Origin of the sequence: Streptomyces sp. NBC_01298 (assembly GCF_035978755.1) — a bacterium.
Classification (GTDB): Bacteria; Actinomycetota; Actinomycetes; order Streptomycetales; family Streptomycetaceae; genus Streptomyces.
In genome coordinates, this window is sequence record NZ_CP108414.1 from 2,920,988 (window position 1) to 2,939,541 (window position 18,554).

Annotated in this window: 15 protein-coding genes and 1 pseudogene; 3 read left to right on the plus strand and 13 right to left on the minus strand. The window is 72.3% G+C overall.

Going from position 1 to position 18,554, the window contains the following annotated elements:
- Positions 1–13 precede the first annotated feature (13 nt).
- The 6 genes from OG730_RS13030 to OG730_RS13055 form a co-directional block, all read right to left on the minus strand.
- Positions 14–3,064, minus strand: a complete 3,051-nt coding sequence (locus OG730_RS13030; protein WP_327309241.1) for a helix-turn-helix transcriptional regulator — start codon at positions 3,062–3,064, stop codon at positions 14–16.
- An 81-nt stretch (positions 3,065–3,145) separates the two neighbouring features.
- Positions 3,146–3,310 carry a hypothetical protein gene (locus OG730_RS13035; protein ID WP_327304392.1) on the minus strand — a complete coding sequence of 55 codons (165 nt, stop codon included), beginning with the start codon at positions 3,308–3,310 and terminating at the stop codon, positions 3,146–3,148.
- 220 nt (positions 3,311–3,530) lie between these two features.
- Complete coding sequence (locus OG730_RS13040) at positions 3,531–4,130, minus strand: hypothetical protein (protein ID WP_327304393.1); 600 nt, start codon at positions 4,128–4,130, stop codon at positions 3,531–3,533.
- A 139-nt stretch (positions 4,131–4,269) separates the two neighbouring features.
- Positions 4,270–4,824 (minus strand): GNAT family N-acetyltransferase, encoded by a 555-nt coding sequence (locus OG730_RS13045; protein ID WP_327304394.1) that lies wholly within the window; start codon positions 4,822–4,824, stop codon positions 4,270–4,272.
- Positions 4,825–4,863: 39 nt separating this feature from the next.
- On the minus strand, positions 4,864–7,113 hold the full coding sequence (locus tag OG730_RS13050; protein ID WP_327304395.1) for an MMPL family transporter: 2,250 nt from the start codon (positions 7,111–7,113) through the stop codon (positions 4,864–4,866).
- Positions 7,114–7,284: 171 nt separating this feature from the next.
- Positions 7,285–7,695, minus strand: coding sequence for a cupin domain-containing protein (locus OG730_RS13055; protein WP_327309242.1), 411 nt, complete (start codon positions 7,693–7,695; stop codon positions 7,285–7,287).
- A 171-nt stretch (positions 7,696–7,866) separates the two neighbouring features.
- On the opposite strand from OG730_RS13055, the gene OG730_RS13060 reads away from it, so the two are divergent.
- The gene (locus OG730_RS13060; protein WP_442814896.1) at positions 7,867–8,688 is read left to right on the plus strand and encodes a GNAT family N-acetyltransferase; all 822 of its coding nucleotides are present in this window, start codon (positions 7,867–7,869) and stop codon (positions 8,686–8,688) included.
- Positions 8,689–8,728: 40 nt separating this feature from the next.
- On the opposite strand, the gene OG730_RS13065 is transcribed toward OG730_RS13060, so the two are convergent.
- Positions 8,729–9,463 (minus strand): dienelactone hydrolase family protein, encoded by a 735-nt coding sequence (locus OG730_RS13065; RefSeq protein WP_327304396.1) that lies wholly within the window; start codon positions 9,461–9,463, stop codon positions 8,729–8,731.
- A 226-nt stretch (positions 9,464–9,689) separates the two neighbouring features.
- Positions 9,690–10,985 (minus strand): annotated as a pseudogene (locus OG730_RS13070) (chloride channel protein); the annotation flags it as partial.
- A gap of 85 nt (positions 10,986–11,070) precedes the next feature.
- Here OG730_RS13070 and OG730_RS13075 point away from each other — a divergent pair.
- A complete protein-coding gene (locus OG730_RS13075) occupies positions 11,071–11,589 on the plus strand; it encodes a DinB family protein (protein WP_327304397.1) in 519 nt (172 codons plus the stop codon).
- 36 nt (positions 11,590–11,625) lie between these two features.
- Here OG730_RS13075 and OG730_RS13080 read toward each other — a convergent pair whose 3' ends face one another.
- Positions 11,626–12,447 (minus strand): alpha/beta fold hydrolase, encoded by an 822-nt coding sequence (locus OG730_RS13080; RefSeq protein ID WP_327304398.1) that lies wholly within the window; start codon positions 12,445–12,447, stop codon positions 11,626–11,628.
- A 104-nt stretch (positions 12,448–12,551) separates the two neighbouring features.
- Positions 12,552–13,109: a hypothetical protein gene (locus tag OG730_RS13085; RefSeq protein WP_327304399.1), complete on the minus strand. Its 558-nt coding sequence runs from the start codon at positions 13,107–13,109 to the stop codon at positions 12,552–12,554.
- Positions 13,110–13,284: 175 nt separating this feature from the next.
- Between OG730_RS13085 and OG730_RS13090 the strand changes: the two genes are divergently transcribed.
- Positions 13,285–15,183, plus strand: a complete 1,899-nt coding sequence (locus OG730_RS13090; RefSeq protein WP_327304400.1) for a protein kinase domain-containing protein — start codon at positions 13,285–13,287, stop codon at positions 15,181–15,183.
- An 83-nt stretch (positions 15,184–15,266) separates the two neighbouring features.
- On the opposite strand, the gene gatB is transcribed toward OG730_RS13090, so the two are convergent.
- The 3 genes from gatB to gatA are packed head-to-tail and all read right to left on the minus strand — an operon-like array spanning position 15,267 to position 18,550.
- Positions 15,267–16,775, minus strand: a complete 1,509-nt coding sequence (gatB, locus tag OG730_RS13095) for an Asp-tRNA(Asn)/Glu-tRNA(Gln) amidotransferase subunit GatB (protein ID WP_327304401.1) — start codon at positions 16,773–16,775, stop codon at positions 15,267–15,269.
- 15 nt (positions 16,776–16,790) lie between these two features.
- Positions 16,791–17,042, minus strand: a complete 252-nt coding sequence (locus OG730_RS13100) for a hypothetical protein (RefSeq protein WP_327304402.1) — start codon at positions 17,040–17,042, stop codon at positions 16,791–16,793.
- Positions 17,039–18,550, minus strand: a complete 1,512-nt coding sequence (gene gatA, locus OG730_RS13105) for an Asp-tRNA(Asn)/Glu-tRNA(Gln) amidotransferase subunit GatA (protein WP_327304403.1) — start codon at positions 18,548–18,550, stop codon at positions 17,039–17,041. Before gatA ends, OG730_RS13100 begins: the two co-directional genes overlap by 4 nt.
- Between the last annotated feature and the right edge of the window lie 4 nt (positions 18,551–18,554).

An 18,554-nucleotide genomic window follows, 5' to 3' on the forward strand; every position in this document is an offset into this window, starting at 1 on the left:
GGGGGCGTGTCCTTCACCGGGTCCCGGCCGGCTGCTGGGTCACGTGGCCGAAGAGCCGTAGCCGGTGGGCCAGCGCGGCGGCTTCGCCGCGGCTCGCCACACCGAGCTTTGCCAGGATGTTCGAGACGTGCACGCTGGCCGTCTTCGGCGAGATGAAGAGCTCCTCGGCGATCTGGCGGTTGGTGTGGCCGGCCGCGACCAGGCGCAGCACGTCCCGTTCGCGGCTGGTCAGGCCCAGCGCCTCGACCGGGTCCGCGCCCGGAGCGAGCAGGGCCCGGGCGGCGGCGTCCACGGGGGTGAGCGGGAGCCGGGCGCGCCGTGCGAGCAGGGCCAGGTCCTCGCGGATCCTGCGGGCACCGAGCTGCTCGGCGGTGGCGTAGGCCTCCTGGAGCAGAGCGGCGGCGGCCTCACGGTCCCCGCCGGCCGCCAGCAGGGCCTCCACGAGCCGGTACTGGGCCCTGGCGAGCAGGTAGGGGCGCTCCAGGGGGCGTACGGCCGCTTCCACGCCCGTCCAGTCCGCGACGGTGTCCCGGGCCTCGGCGCGCAGCAGCTCGGCCCTGAGGTACTCGGAGTGGGCGTTCCACACCGGGACCGGTGTGGCCAGGCGCCGGGCCGCGGTGCGCAGCACCGTCAGCGCCTCCTCCCGGCCCGCCTCGGCGGCCGGCAGGCCGCGGGCCTCGGCTTCGGCCGAGGCGGCGGCGAGCAGCAGCGGCCAGGCATAGCGGTGGATGCCGAGCGGGAAGCCGTGCTCGATGACGGCGGCCACCTCGCTGCGGACGTCGGCGATCCGGCCCTCTGCCGCGGCCACTCCGATCGCGAGGCGGAACAGCGGGATCCGGTGCTGGGGCTGGCCGTCGTGGGATCCGAAGTGGGTGCGGGCGGCGGTGAGCTGGCCGGCGGCCTCGGCGAGTTCGCCGCGGGCCAGGGCCAGGTAGGACAGCCGTACGACGGCGGCGGCGCGCGGGGCGGCGCTGCTGACGAGGGTCAGGGTGCGCCGGGCCTGCGTCGCGGCCTCCTCCCACCGGCCCAGGCTGTACAGGCTCTCCGCCATGTTGCCCCGGATGTAGGCCTCGGAGTCCATCAGATGGGAGTTCTTGACCAGCTCGGCGCCTTCTTCGGCCAGTTCCACGGCTTCGCGGGACCGGCCCAGGCTTTCCAGATGAGAGGTGAGGTTCACGTGCGCGCGTGCCACCAGCATGGCGAGTCCGAGTCCGGCGGCCCGGTTCTTGACCGCGTACATCTCGGCGAGTCCGCGCTCGGCGTCCCCGGCGTCGACGAGCAGGCTGCCGACGGTGATCCGGGCGTTGAGTTCGGTGTCCTCGGCGCCGACCATCCGCGCGTACTCCACGGCGCGTTCGGCGGCGACCAGGTTGTCGGGCCCCGGCTTGTGGAGCATGCCCCAGCTCGCGGCCCGGACCAGGACGTCGGCGTGCACCTGGGACGGGGGCAGCCCGCGGACGAGCTCCTGCGCCCGGGCCAGCTCCTCCCAGCCGTCGCCGCGGGCGAGGCTGGCGATCATCCGGGAGCGTTCGGTCCAGAACCAGGCGGCGCGCAGCGGGTCGTGCCCGTCCTCCAGCAGCCGCAGGGCCGTCTTGGTCAGCTTCAGGGCGCGTTCGCGCTCGCCGCCGAAGCGGGCCGCGACGGTGGCTTCGGCCAGCAGGTCGAGGCGTTGCAGCGGGGTGGTCGCCGGGTCGCAGCCGCAGGGCGGGTAGACCTCGGTGTAGTCCGCCGGGCGCAGTTCGGCGCGCACCTCCTCCGGTACGGCCTCCCACAGTTCCATGGCCCGCTCCAGCAGGCGCAGTTGCTCGGAGTAGGCGTGCCGGCGCCGGGCGGCCACCGAGGCCGCGAGCACGGCGGGCAGCGCCTTGACCGCGTCGTTGGCGTAGTACCAGTAGGTGGCGAGGCGGATGACCCGTTCCTCCGCGCGGATCAGGGAGTCGTCCTGTTCGAGCTCCTCGGCGTAGCGGCGGTTGACGCGGGCCCGCTCGCCGGGCAGCAGGTCGTCGGAGACCGCCTCGCGGACCAGGGAGTGGCGGAAGCGGTAGCCGTCGCCGTCGGAGGTGGCGAGGAGGATGTTGGCGCCGACCGCCGAGCGCAGGGCCTCGATCAGTTCGTCCTCGGTGAGCCGGGTGACGGCGCGCAGCAGGGGGTACTCCACCGTGGAGCCGCCCTCGGCGACGATGCGCACGACGCGCTGCGCGGCGTCCGGGAGGACTTCGACGCGGACCAGGAGCAGGTCGCGCAGGGATTCGGTGAGGCCGGTGACGCAGCCGCTGGCGCGGGAGGCGACGAGTTCCTCGACGAAGAAGGCGTTGCCGTCGGAGCGGGCGAAGACCGACTCGACGAACTCCTCGTCAGGCTGCGAGGCGAGGATCCCGGCGAGCTGGCGGCGGACTTCGGCCCGGTTGAAGCGGGACAGCTCGATGCGCTGGACGGTGCGCAGCCGGTCGAGCTCCGCGAGGAGCGGGCGCAGCGGGTGGCGGCGGTGGACGTCGTCGGCGCGGTAGGTGGCGACCACGACGAGCCGGCCGCTGCCGAGCGCGCGGAAGAGGTAGGAGAGCAGGTGCCGGGTGGAGGTGTCCGCCCAGTGCAGGTCTTCCAGGACGAGGACGACGGTGCGGTCGGCGGCGAGCCGTTCCAGCATCCGGGCCGTCAGCTCGAAGAGCCGGGCGGTGCTCTCCTCGTCGTGGGGGCCGCGCGGGGTCTCGCCCAGTTCGGGGAGGATGCGCGCGAGCTCGTCCTCCTGGCCGACGGCGGCGGCGGCCAGTTCGTCGGGGAGCAGGCGGTGCAGGGTGCGCAGCGCGGTCGAAAACGGGGCGAAGGGAAGTCCCTCCGCCCCGATCTCCACACAGCCTCCGACGGCCACGACCGCGCCGCGGCGGTCGGCCTCGGAGAGGAACTCCTCGGTGAGGCGGGTCTTGCCGACCCCGGCCTCGCCGCCTATGAGCAGCGCCTGCGGCTCTTGGCCGGCTGCGCGCGTCAGGGCGTCGGTGAGTACGGCCAGTTCGTCGGCTCGGCCGACGAACACCGGGCTGACAGATCGGGTCTCCACGCCGCCGAGCATCGCACAGAGGCCCTGCTCATCGGCACTGGATATCGGTGCGCTTCTCATCACGTGCCGGTTCGGACGGTCTCGTGCCGCGGGTTACGCGGCGCGGGTGAACCGGCCGCGCTGCCCTCTCACCGACCCCACCGGTTCCTGGCTCCGGGAGAAGCGGCGGGCCTTCTTCGCTTCCCGGACCAGACGGTAGGCGTCGGCCTCGCGGATGAGGTCGGCGCGGCGGGCGGTGGCGATCTCGTACTCGAACATCTCGTGCTCCCTGGTTCGCGTTTCTCGGACACCTCGTTCGGTGTGATCCAAGATTCGCGCCCCAGGGGGTGCCGGCACATCGGGAGCATGCCGCATCTGTACGAGCCGGGGGTCCTTAGGCCGGGATTGGTGGTCCCTGAGGTGGCCTAAGGCAGTACCTAGACGAGCCGCCGGGCAGGTGCGAACGGCCTAGGCGGACCGCCCGGAGGCGGTGGACGGCCTAGACGGCGGGGGCCGTCGGGAGGGCGAGGAGATACATGAACGCGAAGGCGACGACGCCGATGGCGGCGACGACGACGGCGGCCCAGGAGACGGAGCGGACCCAGGCGGGGAGGGTGCGGCCGGGGGCGCCGAAGGCCGGACGGGCCAGCACGAAGACGGCGATGAGCAGCGCGATCGTCGACAGGACGCCGTTGGCCAGGGCGGTCATGTGCCAGGCGTTGCCGTACAGCGCCTCGATCTTGGCCTCGGTGGTGGTGGCGTTGGCGGAGCTGATCTGGCCCTTGAGGGTCTCGCGCTCGGCTATGACGCGGGAGGTCCAGCTGCCGCTGAGGGCGATCAGGCCGAGACCGGCGGCGACGATCGCGGAGGCACCGGAGGCGACACCACTGCTCTGCTGCTCCTCGGCCGCGGCGTCGAGCTCGTCGAACTCACCGTCCTCCGCGGTGAGGTCCGAGGTGGGGTCCTCGACCTGGGCCTCGTCGGTGGTGGTGATGTCCGCGGCGGCCGGGGCGGTCGTCTCCTCGGTGGCGGCCTTCTTCAGGTCGGCCGGGGAGTCCGCCTCGGGAGCGGTCGGGGCGGGGGTCTTGGTGGTGTCCATGCGGGGCACCGTAGGCGGCTTTTCTGAGAGGTTCCTGAGAATCCGGCCGGGCGGCGTGCGGCGCCGCGCCCCGGCCCCGCGACGGACTCGGGGCGGGGCGGCGGCGCACGGGCGCCGGGGGTGCCTGCGCCGGGGCTGCCTACGCGGAGCGGGCCGCGGACCACTCGTGGGCGAGGAGCGCCCAGACCTCGGTGTCCTGGCGGACGCCCCGGTGCAGGTGGTTCTGGCGCAGGACGCCCTCACGGGTCATGCCGAGGCGCTCGGCCACGGCCAGGCTCTTCTTGTTGCCGGAGGCTGCGTGCCATTCGACGCGGTGCATGCCGCGCTCGCCGAAGGCGTAGTCGATCAGGACCCGGCAGGCCTTGGTCACCAGGCCGCGGCCGGCCGCGGCGGGCTCCAGCCAGCAGCCGATCTCACAGTTGCCCGTGCCCGCGTCGAACGCCGGGAAGAGCACCCCGCCCACGAGGGTGCCTTCGACGCGGATCCCGAAGAACCGCGCGCCGTCCTCCCCCGCCGTGAGCGCGTACTTGGCCAGCAGGGCCCGGGCGGACTCCAGGTCGGCGGACCGGTCGGGGAAGCCGACGTACTGGCCGATGAACTCGCGTCCGCGTTCGATGTGGGCGAAGAACTCCTCCGCGTGCCGGGCTTCCAGCGGGAACAGCTGGGCGTCGTCGGCGAGGTCTATCGAGAACATGCGCGTTCTTCCTTGGATATCGAGCGGCGGATGGCCGGATCACCGGGAGCTGGTCGCGGGCTCGGCCGCTTCCTCGCTCGTGGCGGGGTCCGCGCCGGGCCGTTGCAGGGGAAGTTTCGCATGCGGACGGCGCTCGGGGGGCTCGATGCTGATCTTCGGGAGCCGGCGGTCCAGCCAGGCAGGCAGCCACCAGTTGGCTCCGCCGAGCAGGTGCATCAGGGCCGGTACGAGGAGGGTCCGCAGGACGAAGGCGTCGAGGGCGACGGCCGCGGCGAGCGCGATGCCGAACATGGCGATGAGCCGGTCTCCGCTGAGCACGAAGGCCAGAAAGACGGAGATCATGATGACGGCCGCCGAGTTGATCACCCGGCTGGTCTCGGCGAGGCCGACGCGCACCGCCCGCCTGTTGTCCCCCGTCTCCAGCCACTCCTCGTACATCCGGCTGACGAGGAAGACCTGGTAGTCCATCGACAGCCCGAAGAGCACCGAGACCATGATCACCGGAAGGAAGGGCTCGATCGGCCCTGCGCTGCCCAGCCCGAGCGGTTCGCTGCCCCAGCCCCACTGGAAGATCGCGACGACGACTCCGAAGGAGGAGGCGACGGCGGCGACGTTCATGGCGGCGGCCTTGACCGGGATGCCGATGGAGCGGAAGGCCAGCAGCAGGAGCACGCAGCCGAGGGCGATGACCACGCCGACGAAGAGCGGCAGTTTGCCGACGATGACCTCGGCGAAGTCGTCGTAGCCGGCGGTCACGCCGCCGACGTGGACCTGGAGGGCGCCGTCCTGGCCGGCGCGCGGGATGACGTCCTCCCGCAGCCTGTCGACCAGCTCGCTCGTGGCCCGGGACTGCGGGGAGGAGTCCGGTACGACGGTGACGACGGCGGTGTCGCCGCCGCGGTTGAAGACGGCCGGTCCGGCGGCTGCCACGCCTCTGGTCGTACGGAGCGACTCGGTCAGCGCCTCCACCGCGACCCGGTCGCCGGGCCCGCCGAGGCGGGCGACCACGGTCAGCGGGCCGTTCATCCCCGGGCCGAAGCCCTCCGCGAGCAGGTCGTAGGCCTTGCGGGTGGTGGAGGTGGCCGGGTTGTTGCCCTGGTCGGAGGTGCCGAGGTGGAGGGAGAGCGTGGGCAGCGCCAGCACCACCATGACCGCCGCGGCCACCAGGCCGAGCAGCTTCGGGTGCCGCTCGACGAAGGCCGACCAGCGGGCGGCGAAGCCGGTGACCGTGTCGGGCCGCGGGCCCTCGGCGGCGAGCTTGCGCCGCTCGCGGCGGGACAGCGCGCGCATGCCGATGTAAGAGAGGAGCGCGGGCAGCAGGGTCACCGAGGCGGCGACGGTCAGCACCACGGTGAGGGAGGCGGCGATGGCGACGCCGTCCAGGAAGTTCAGCCGGAGCACCAGCATGCCGAGCAGCGCGATGCAGACGGTGGCCCCTGCGAAGACCACGGCCCGGCCGGTGGTGGCGACGGCGCTCTCGGCGGCTTCCGCGACCGGGAGCCCGCGCTTGAGGCCCTTGCGGTGGCGGGTGACGATGAACAGCGCGTAGTCGATGCCCACCCCGAGGCCCACGAGGGTGCCGAGCATCGGGGCGAAGTCGGCGACCGGCATCGCGTGGCCGAGGAGGGTGATGCCGAAGTAGGAGGTGCCCACGCTGACCAGGGCGGTCGCGATGGGCAACAGGCTGGCGGCCAGGGAACCGAAGGCCAGGAACAGCACCACCGCGGCGATGGCCACGCCGATGACCTCGGCGAGGTGCGCGGAGGGGGCTTCGGTGAGGCCGATGGCGCGCCCGCCGAGCTCGACCCGGAGTCCGTCGGCCTGTGTGGCCGGGTTCCGCGCGGCGTCGACGACGGCCTTCGCCTCGCCCTTGGGCACCGAGTCGGCCTGCCGGTCGAAGGTGACCACGGCGTAGGCGGTACGGCCGTCGGGGCTGATCCGGGCCGCGCTGTCGCCGCCGGGACCATAGGGGCCGGCGACCGATCCGACACCGGGCAGCCCGGCTATGGAGTCCAGGGCCCGCGCCATGCGCTCCCGCACGGCCGGCGTCCGTACGCTCTGCCCCTCCGGGGTCCGCCACACGATGGTGTCGGCGTCGCCGCCCTGCCCGGGGAAGCCCTCCCGCAGCAGGGCGTGCGCCTTGGCGGACTCGGTGCCGGGGACCTCGTAGTCGTTGGAGAAGGCCGTCCCGGCGCCGACCGCGGCGGCGGCGGCCGCGCCGAAGGCGAGGAGCCAGAGCAGGACGGCGGCGAGTCGGTGCCGCATGCACCAGCGTGCGAGGGCTGACAACGGACGGGCTCCCTGGTGGTTCGGATCCTTACCGGGGAACGGCCCGTCGGAAAGAACGCGTGAACACTGAAACTGAACGCTGGTCTACACCTTCACGATCGCAGCGTCGTGTGATCGTTGGCGGCCATCGTGGGCAGGGTCACAGGCCTTCGGGCAGGTCCGGGACCATGGTCACACGGGGTTCGGAGCGGAGGTCCGGCCGGACTGGTCGTCGGGGTGGTCTGCGGACCTGTCGTCCGGGTGGCCCGCGGACCTGTCGTCCGGGTCGCGGGCGGGCTCCTCGTCGGTGCGGTAGCCCGGCAGCGAGGGCCAGCGCACGGTGAGCACCACCGAGTCCTCCTCCGCGTACCAGGAGTGGTCGACTCCGCGTCCCCACACGACGTAGTCCCCCTGTTCGGCCAGTACGACGCTCCGGCCGGGGAACTCCAGCCGGAACCGGCCGCTGATCAGTACCTGCAACGCCGTACGGGACTCCCCGCGCACCCAGCTCGCCCGCTCCTCGCCCCGGGGGTGGACGCCCCACTTGATCTCCACGTCCTCGCTGTGGCGGGGATCGCCGGGCTCCCTGAAGTGCCCCAGCAGCCAGCCCCGGTCGACGGCGGCGTCGGGGGCGGCCTTGCCGGTGTAGACGGTGGGGTGGGCGGGGCGGGTGGGGCGGGTGGGGTCCGCGGGGTGCGTCGGGTGCCTGGGGTCGCTCACGGGGGTGAGGTTAATGCAGTTGTCGGACCCGTCGGCGGCTGGTGAGCTGGCCGGATGACGATGGATCCAGAGGACTTGCGAGAAGTGCGCGCCGAGTTCGACTCCGTGGTGCGCCGGGACGCCCGGCCGGACACCAGTGACGCGCGCGTGGAGCGGGCGGGCCCGGTCGTACGGCAGATCGCGCCCGGCCCCGGCGGGAGCATGGTGCTCTGGTCGGACCTCGACGAGCACACGGCGGATGCGGCGATCTCGGAGCAGGTGGCGTTCTTCACCGCGCTGGCCGCCCGGGGCGAGGTCCCGTCGGCGGAGTTCGAGTGGAAGCTGTACGGCCACGACCGCCCCGCGGACCTCGGGGACCGGCTGCGCGCGGCCGGCTTCGTGGCGGAGCCCGAGGAAACCGTGCTGGTGGCTCGGGTGGCGGATCTCGCCGCCCTGTCGGTGGAGCCGCCGGAAGGGATCGCGCTGCGGGTGGTGACCGACGAGGCCGGCGTGGACCTGATGCTGGAGGCCCACCGCCGGGCCTTCGGCTCGGACCGCCCGCGCATCAGGGACCTGATGCTGAACCTGCTCAGGGACGAGCCGGATACGATCGAAGCCGTCGTCGCGATGGCGGGCGACACCCCGGTGAGCGCGGCCCGGATGGAGATGCGCCCGGGGAGCCCCTTCGCCGGCCTGTGGGGCGGCGGCACGGTCCCGGAATGGCGGGGCCGCGGCATCTACCGCCTCCTGGTGGCCCACCGCGCCCGCGTGGCGGCGGACCGGGGCATCCGCTACCTCCAGGTCGACGCCTCGCAGGACAGCCGCCCGATCCTGGAACGGCTGGGCTTCGGCGTCCTGGGAGTGACGGTGCCCTGGATCTGGGAGGGGAAGGAGTAGGGCCGGCCGCCGCTTCAGCCCTGGTGTGCGGGCTGGAGCCTCAGCTGTCGGCCAGGGTGCGGTCCAGGAGGGGGAGCAGTCGATCCCAGTGGCGCTTCAGCCCGGAGGCGCTGAAAGCGTCGGTGTCGGACATGGTGAAGCTGTGGATGGTGCCGGGGTAGATCTCGGAGGTGTGGCCGACGCCTGCCGCGTCCAGGGCCTGGTTGAGCTCGCCGAGGGCCGCGGGTGTCATATCGCCTTCGGCGTGGCCGAGGTGGACCTGGGCGGTGAGCTTGGAGAAGAGGTCGGCCCCGTCGACACCCACGGGGCCGTGGAACGCGGCGACGGCCGCCACCTGGTTTGGGTGGGCCGCGGCGGTACGCATCGCATAGAGGCCGCCTATGCAGTAGCCGGTCACCGCGACCGGTCCGGCGCCGACCTCGGGCCGGGTGGCGAGGAAGCCGAGGTAGGCGTCGGCGTCGCTCAGGACACGCTCGGCGGTGTGCGCCTCGATCAGGGGCATCAACTGGCCGAAGACCGCCGGTCGGACCTCTTCTCCGATGTGCTCGGGAAGCTCGAGCACCGGTGCCGGACCGTGCCGGTAGAAGGAATTGGGGACGAGCACGTAGTAGCCGTGCCCGGCCAGTTCGCGGGCCATCGCCCGCACCACGGGCCGGATGCCGAAGCCGTCCGCGTACATCAGCACCCCTGGGTGCCGCTCGCTGTGGTCGGGGAAGGCGGCGAAGGCGTCGGCCTGGCCGTCCGGGGTGGGAATCCGCAGTGTCTCGGTGCGCATGAATGCTCCTGTCGTGGTTGATGTACAGAACCTGTGATCAACACGACGAAGGCGGAGCCCGCGCGGCAGCGCGAGAACTCCGATCCGACAGCGGGCCCGAACCGGCCCGTACGGCGCTCAGAAGAGCCCCGGGTCACCGATCCGTGTGTGGCGCGAGGCCGTCCCGGTATTCATAGCCGGACAGCGTAGCCCACCGGATCCGGGCCCCCTGTCCCCTTTACGCCGCCAGGTCGATCCCCCTGCGCGTCAGCTTCAGCGTGTACACCGTGTCCCTGCTGAGCAGGCGGCTCACGCCCGTCGCCAGGGCCACCGCCAGCATGAAGGGGGCGATCAGGCCGTACTCGCCGGTGAGTTCCACCATGATGGCCACCGCCGTGATCGGGGCCCGTGCGCTGCCCGCGAACACCGCCGCCATGCCGACCAGCGCGAAGGCGGGCACGTCCGCCGGGGAGGTCACCAGGCCGAACGCCGCGCCGAGGGTGGCTCCGATGAAGAGGGACGGGGCGAAGACCCCGCCCGAGCCGCCGATGCCCATCGTGGTGCTCGTCGCCAGGATCTTGCCCAGCATCAGGAGCAGCAGCAGGCCCAGGGCGTACTTCCCGTGGACCGCGCCCTCCAGGACGGGGTAGCCGACTCCGTACATCTGGGGCAGCGCCAGCAGGATCAGGCCGAGCAGCAGCCCGCCCACCGCCGGGCGCAGCCATTCCGGGCCGCGCCACAGCCGGTCGCACAGGTCCTCGGCCACGTACAGGAAGCGCGTGAAGCCGATTCCGACGGTGCCGGCGAGGATTCCGAGGGCGGCGAAGAGCAGGTACTGCCCGGGGTGGTCCACGTGCATCGCTTCCAGGACCAGGAACGGCCGGTCGCCGAAGACCGCGCGGGCGATGGCGCAGGCCGTGACGGAGGCGAGGGCGAGGTACCCGAAGGTGCGGGAGGTCCAGCGGCGGAGGATGAGCTCCATGGCGAATACGACGCCCGCGAGCGGTGCGTTGAAGGTGGCCGCGATGCCGCCGGCCGCGCCGCAGGCGAGGAGCAGTGTGGTGTGCTCCTCGTCGGACTTCAGCAGGCGTCCGAGGGTGGAGCCGAGTGCGGCGCCGATCTGGACGATGGGGCCCTCGCGGCCGACGGAGCCGCCGCCGCCGATGCAGAGGGCGGAGGCGAGGGATTTGACGGCGGCGACGCGGCCCTTGATCCGCCCGCCGTTGTGGGCGACGGCCAGCATGACTTCGGGGACCCCGTGCCCGCGGGCCTCGCGGGCGTAGCGGTGGACGAGCGGGCCGTAGACGAGGCCGGCGACGACGGGGGCGAGCAGCACGAAGTACGGGCCGAGGAAGCGAGCGCCGGGGTTGGCCGCGTGGCCGGCGCCCGCGTAGTCGGCGTGGCCGGAGAGCAGTTCCGTCGCCCCGATCACCATCCACCGGAAGAGCACGGCTCCGACGCCCGCTCCGATGCCGATGAGCAGCACGGGGCCGAGGGCCTTCAGGTGGGAGATATGGGTGATGTGGGTACGGCTTGGCGGCATATGTTCAATTTAGGAACAAAAAACGGAACACGGTAGGGGCGAACGCCCTTCCACCCCCCGGGACCAACGGGGCAAGATCTCAGCCATGACTGCCACAGAATCCGCCCACCGCACCGCCCCTCCCCTCACCGGGAGCGAGCGCGAGACGCTCCGCGCGTACCTCGATTTCCACCGGGCCACCCTCGCCTGGAAGTGCGAGGGCCTCACCGACGAGGAGCTGCGCCGCCAGGCGTCCCCGCCCTCCACGCTGTCGCTGCTCGGGCTGGTCCGCCACATGGCGGAGGTGGAGCGGCACTGGTTCCGGCGCACCTTCGGCGGGGCGGACGTCCCCCACCTGTGGTCGGACACCCACGATTTCCAGGCCGCCTACGACGCCTCCGGCTCGACCCGCGCCGAGGCCTTCGCGGCCTGGCGTGCGGAGGTCGAGCACTCCCGCGCGGTGGAGGAGGCCGCCGAGTCCCTGGAGGTGACGGTGCGCGTCGAGAAGTGGGAGGAGGACGCCTCGCTGCGCCTGCTCATGCTGCACATGATCCACGAGTACGCCCGCCACAACGGCCACGCGGACTTCCTCCGCGAGGCCGTCGACGGAGCCACGGGCGCGTGACCGCCCCACCACGGACTTCGGCGGACACCCGCCCGCTCACCCCCGATGCGCCGGGAGCTCCGGAAGGTCCGGGAGCTCCGCCAGGAATCCGGTGACCAGGTCGGCCCACTCCTGCGGGCGTTCCACGAACGGGAGGTGCCCGGTGGGCAGTTCCGCCCACCGCGCGCCGGGCAGCGCGTCCGCCACCGCCCGCTGGAGTTCCACCGGTACGAGGCGGTCGGCGGTGGTCGCGATCACGAGCGCGGGTACGCCCACCCGCGCGAGGTCGGCGCGCAGGTCGGCCCCCTTCACCAGGGCGGCGTGGTCCCCGCCGCCGGGCGGGAAAGCGGCGGCGGTCGCCAGGACGGCCGCCTCCAGTTGCTGGCCGGTGAGCCCCTCCAGGGCCTGCGGGCTGAGCGTGAGCGGCACGAGGAGCCGCGCGAGCAGCTCGTCCTCCCCGCGCCGGGCCAGCTCCGACCAGAGGTCGGTGATGCTGCCGAGCCACCGGCCGGCCCGCGCGAAGGTGGCGGTGAGCACGAGCGCGGTGACCCGCTCCGGGTACCGGGCGGCGATGCGCACGGCGACGTTCCCGCCGAGGGAGTAGCCGAGCACGGCGAACCGCTCCAGCCCCTCGGCATCGGCGGCGGCGACCAACTGGTCTGCGAGTGCGTCCAGTTCGAGCGGCCCCGAGGCGCGCGGGGTGTCTCCCGTGCCCGGGTAGTCGACACCGACGACGGTGTACTCCTCGGCGAGGGCATCGAGGATCGGACCGAAGTTCGACTCGACCGAACCGCCTCCGCCATGGGCGAGGAGCAGTCCGGGGCCACCGCTCTCCTTGCGGACGGTGCGGGCATAACTGCTGGTCAGTGCGGCACCCATGAGGGATCCCCCTAGTTCCGTAGCGGTCGATACAGAAAGAACCGTACCCGATTAAACTATCGATCGCTACAGAATTCGGCCGCCCGTCGAGCGGGGCGGAGCCGTTACGTCCTTCGCGCGGGCGGCGCCGCCGTCGCCGACTCCCCGCCCGACACCCCGAGGTCGGCCCGCATCGCCGCCCGCATCACCCGGAGCGGTTCCCAGACGCCTTGTTGGGCTTCGCCCGCGGCCTCCATCGACTCACCCGGGTCGGGGGCGCCCCGCTCCAGGCGCTTCACCTGCCCGTAGACCGCCGTCAGGGCATGGTGGACCACCGCCGCGAGGGTGAGGACGGGGTCGGGCGCGACCATCTGCGCCTCGGAGTAGCGGTCGCGGAAGGCGTCCTTCGCCGCGTCGAGCGCGACCCGGTCGGCGTCCTCGACCCGGCGTTCCCGCAGGGTGTGCAGATGCTGGTTGAGGGCCGTGGTGAACTGCCGGGCCTCCCGGTTGAGGTCCGCGTAGCAGGTGCGCCGCAACTGCAGGTTCTCGCGCGCCACTTCGTGCCTGCGCACGAGTTCGATCTCCCGGGCCTTCCCGCGCGCCGCGCCGCGCTGGGTGAGCAGTGCGGCGCCCAACGTGCCCGCGACGCCCGCCACGGCGATCACCATCGCACCGATCTCCACCGTTCCCCCGCCTCAGTCCGACGCAATCCGCCCCAGTTGACCTGCCCCGCGCCCAGTCTGCCCGACCCCTGCCCGTTGACCCCCAAAAAGGGGTGTGCGGGCCGATTCCCATTGACCCCGCCAACCACCGCACGGGAAGCTGATCCCCACTCAAACACTCGGCGCTGGGGGGAAATTGACCAGCCAGAATCTGCACATCGGCCCGGACGCGGCAGCGGACCGCTACCGCTTGCTCCGGGCCATCGGGCGCGGCGGGGAGGCCGTGCTCTATCTCGCGGAGATCGAGCTCGCGGGAGGATCCGAGCCCGTCGTCGTGAAGGTGCTCGACTCCAAGACCACGATCACCCCGGACGTCTTCGACCGGATCAGCCAGAAGTGGAACGAGCAGGCGGAACTGCTGCGCTTCGTCCACCGGCCGGGCGTCGTGGGCGTGCGGGAGCATTTCGAGGGGCCGCCGATCCACCGGCCCGGGGAGTCCTCGACGCTGACCGGGCGGGCCCTGGTCCTGGTCATGAACCACGTCGACGGACTCGACCTGCGCGACTGGCGGGCCGAGCGGACCCTCGCCACGGCCGCCGAGCGGCGCGAAGTGATGCGCACGCTGGAGCAGTTGGCCGACGTACTGGACTGGCTCCACTCGGGGAAGGCCACCCCCTCCGGGCGCCAGGTGATCCACGGCGACCTGTCGCCCGGCAATGTCATGGTCGACGCGCACGGGCAGGCCACCCTGGTGGACTTCGGCCTCAGCAAGCTGACCGCCGACCACCAGACGGCGGAGGTGTGGTTCACCCAGGGCTACGCGGCGCCGGAGGTCTTCGAGGGCAAGCGCACCCCGGGCGCGGACCGGTACGCCTTCGGGGCCATCGCGTACTTCCTGCTCAGCGGGGAGTCCCCGCCCTCTACGCCCGAGCTGCTGGCGGGGGCCCTCGTACGGCTGCCGCAGTTCGCGGTACTGGACGCGGAGCAGCGGGCGCGGATCGCCTCCATCTACGCCGCCGATCCGCTGAAGCGTCCGCTGAACCTGGCGGGCTGGATGAAGGACATCCGCCGCGCGGTGGTGTCCACGACCAGCTCCACCTCTCAGCGAGTGGTGCGGGACGCGGTGCCGGCGCCCCCGGTGACTCCTCCGGCGGCGCCGCCTAGGCCCGTGGCCCCGCCCCAGCAGCCCTCGCAGCCGCCGGTGGCCGCGGCGGCGGCCCCGGCCGTGCCCGCGAATCCCCCGGCGAATCCCCCGGCGCAGCCGGAGTACACGCCACCGCCCACCCAGCCCGCGTACACCCCCTCGCCCACCGAGCCGGTGTACGCCCCGCCGCCCGTACAGGCGAGCGTGCCGCCGGGGTACGGTCCGGCGGCTCCCGTGACCGTCTCCTCCGCGGAGCCGGTCCCCGCGCCACCCCCGCGCAAGCGCAAGCGGCGTACCGGGCTGGTGCTCGGGGTGGTGCTGGCCGTCCTGCTCGTCGCCGGCGGCGCGGTGGCCGGCGTCAAGCTGCTCGGGGACAAGGAGGACTCCGACGGCTCGAACACGGCCGGCGGCGGGGACAAGGCCGCCTCCTCCCCCTCCGTACCCGAGAGTCCGACACCCGCGCCCTCGCCCTCGCCCAGTCCGTCGGCGTCCGAGTCCGACTCCCCCGCCACCCAGCCGACGGGGACCGGCTCGCCCCCGTCGGGGATCGCGCCGGACGTCAAGGCGGCCGACCTCACCGTCATGGGCCCGGTCAACGACGACCTGGGCGGATTCGACGTCGGACCCGCCAAGATCAACACCACGCAGTACGGGGCCGCGTTCATCCAGCAGAGCAGCTGCAACTTCGACGCCCAGACCGAGTTCGACCTCAACCGGGCATGGAAGACGCTGGAGTTCACCGCGGGGATCGACGACGGCTCGACGAACGAGAAGGGGCGGGTGACCATCTCGCTCGACGGCCAGCCCGCCGCCTTCTCCGAACTCGTGGAACTGGGCAAGCCGATCACCCGCACGGTGGACGTGAGCGGCGCCCTGCGGCTGCGCATCAAGGTGGACAAGGGCTGCGACAACGGCACGGTCGTCATCGCCGCCCCCCAGCTCAAGCGCTGACGCACCACGGACCGCGTACGCGCGGCGGCCCCGCACCGGAGAACCGGTGCGGGGCCGCCGCGTGCGTACGTCCGTACGGGGAACTACTCGGAGACGCCCAGGCGCTCCAGGATGAGCTCCTTGACGCGGGCGGCGTCCGCCTGGCCGCGGGTGGTCTTCATGACCGCTCCGACCAGTGCGCCGACCGCGGCGACCTTGCCGCCGCGGATCTTGTCGGCGATGCCCGCGTTGCCCGCGATGGCCTCGTCCACGGCCGCGCCGAGCGCGCCCTCGTCCGAGACGACCTTCAGGCCGCGCTTCTCGACGACCTCGTCCGGGGTGCCCTCGCCGGCGAGGACGCCTTCGAGGACCTGGCGGGCCAGCTTGTCGTTGAGCTCGCCGGCCGCCACCAGGGCCGCGACGCGCGCGACCTGGACGGGGGTGATGGGCAGCTCGTCGACGACGACGCCCTGCTCGTTGGCGTTGCGCGCCAGCTCGCCCATCCACCACTTGCGGGCGGCGGTCGAGTCGGCGCCGGCCTCGATCGTGGCGACGATGGAGTCCACCGCGCCCGCGTTGAGGATCGACTGCATGTCGTGCTCGGTGACGCCCCACTCCTGGAGGAGGCGGTTGCGGCGCGCGCGCGGCATCTCCGGGAGACCGGAGCGCAGCTCCTCGACCCAGGTGCGGGCCGGGGCGATCGGGACCAGGTCGGGCTCCGGGAAGTACCGGTAGTCCTCGGCGTTGTCCTTGATGCGGCCGGCCGTGGTGGAGCCGTCCTCCTCGTGGAAGTGCCGGGTCTCCTGCACGATCGAGCCGCCGGAGGAGAGCACCGCCGCGTGGCGCTGGATCTCGAAGCGGGCGGCGCGCTCGACGGAACGCAGCGAGTTGACGTTCTTCGTCTCGCTGCGGGTGCCCATGGGCACCTCGGGGCTGGTGCGCAGCGACAGGTTGACGTCGCAGCGCATCTGGCCCTTGTCCATGCGGGCCTCGGAGACGCCGAGCGCCTTGATGACCTCGCGCAGCTCGGCGACGTACGCCTTGGCCACCTCGGGGGCGCGCTCGCCGGCGCCCTCGATCGGCTTGGTGACGATCTCGATGAGGGGAATGCCGGCGCGGTTGTAGTCCAGCAGCGAGTGGGACGCGCCGTGGATGCGACCGGTGGCGCCGCCGACGTGCAGCGACTTGCCGGTGTCCTCCTCCATGTGGGCGCGCTCGATCTCCACGCGGAAGATCTCGCCGTCCTCCAGCTGCACGTCGAGGAAGCCGTTGAAGGCGATCGGCTCGTCGTACTGGGAGGTCTGGAAGTTCTTCGGCATGTCCGGGTAGAAGTAGTTCTTCCGGGCGAAGCGGCACCACTCGGCGATCTCGCAGTTCAGCGCGAGACCGATCTTGATGGCCGACTCGATGCCGATCTCGTTGACGACCGGCAGCGCGCCGGGCAGGCCGAGACAGACCGGGCAGGTCTGCGAGTTGGGCTCGGCGCCCAGCTCGGTCGAGCAGCCGCAGAACATCTTGGTCTTCGTGCCGAGCTCGACATGGACCTCGAGGCCCATGACGGGGTCGTACGACGCGAGGGCGTCCTCGTACGACAGCAGTTCAATGGCAGTCACAGTGGAAATTCCCTCTCAGCCCAGCAGGACGTCGTCGTCGCCGAGACGCTTCAGCTCGCGGTACAGGATCGCGAGGCCGGTGACGATGGCGGCGGCGGACACGACGGCGTCGATCAGCTTCAGCGTGTCGTGCTCGGTGCGGGCCTTCTTGGCCTGCTTGACCACGCTGAGGGCACCGAAGGCGGTGGTGCCGATCGACAGGTACGTACCGGACTTGGACTTCCTGAAGCCCTTGGCCTTGGACAGCGCGTTCGTATGGGAACTCACAGCGACGGAGCCTCCTCAAGCAGCGGGTGACCCCAGCGCTCGACGAAGGCGGCCTCGACGGCGGCACCGACCTTGTACAGCCGGTCGTCCTTCATCGCCGGGGCGATGATCTGGAGCCCGACCGGGAGACCGTCCTCCGGAGCCAGGCCGCAGGGCAGCGACATGGCGGAGTTGCCGGCCAGGTTGGTCGGGATGGTGCACAGGTCGGCGAGGTACATCGCCAGCGGGTCGTCGGTGCGCTCACCGATCGCGAAGGCGGTGGTGGGCGTGGTCGGGGAGACGATCACGTCGACCTGCTCGAAGGCCTTCTCGAAGTCCCGCGTGATGAGCGTGCGGACCTTCTGGGCGGAGCCGTAGTACGCGTCGTAGTAGCCGGAGCTGAGCGCGTAGGTACCGAGGATGATGCGGCGCTTGACCTCGTCGCCGAAACCGGCTTCGCGGGTCAGCGCGGTGACGTCCTCGGCGGACTTGGTGCCGTCGTCGCCGACGCGCAGGCCGTAGCGCATGGCGTCGAAGCGGGCCAGGTTCGAGGAGCACTCGGACGGCGCGATGAGGTAGTACGCGGCCATCGCGAGGTCGAAGGACGGGCAGTCCAGCTCCACGATCTCGGCGCCGAGCTCGCCCAGGAGGGCGACGGACTCGTTGAACCGCTGGACGACGCCGGCCTGGTAGCCCTCGCCGGCGAACTGCTTGACGACACCGACGCGCATGCCGGCGACGGAGCCGCTCAGGGCCGCCTCGACGACCGGCGGGACCGGGGCGTCGATGGACGTGGAGTCCATCGGGTCGTGGCCGGCGATGACCTCGTGGAGGAGGGCCGCGTCCAGGACCGTACGGGCGCAGGGGCCGCCCTGGTCGAGGGAGGAGGAGAAGGCCACCATGCCGTAGCGGGAGACGCCGCCGTAGGTGGGCTTCACGCCGACGGTGCCGGTGAGGGCGGCGGGCTGGCGGATGGAACCGCCGGTGTCCGTGCCGATGGCCAGCGGCGCCTGGAAGGCGGCCAGCGCGGCAGCGGAGCCGCCGCCGGAGCCGCCGGGGACGCGGGTGAGGTCCCAGGGGTTGCCGGTGGGCCCGTAGGCGCTGTTCTCGGTGGAGGACCCCATGGCGAACTCGTCCATGTTGGTCTTGCCGAGGATGACGACGTCGGCTTCCTTCAGCTTGCGCGTCAGGGTGGCGTCGTACGGCGGGATCCAGCCTTCGAGGATCTTCGAACCCACGGTCGTCGGGATCCCGACGGTGGTGAAGATGTCCTTGAGGGCGAGCGGTACGCCGGCCAGCGGGCCGAGCTTCTCGCCGCGCCCGCGCTTGGCGTCGACGGCGGCGGCCTGGGCGAGGGCGCCCTCGCGGTCGACGTGCAGGAAGGCGTTGACCTTCTCGTCGGTCGCCCCGATACGGGCCAGGTGGGCCTCGGTGACCTCGACGGCCGTGAGCTCGCCGGAGGCGATCTTCTCGGCGGTCTGGGCGGCCGTGAGCCGGATGATGTCGATGGTGCTGTTGATGTCAGCCATGGTG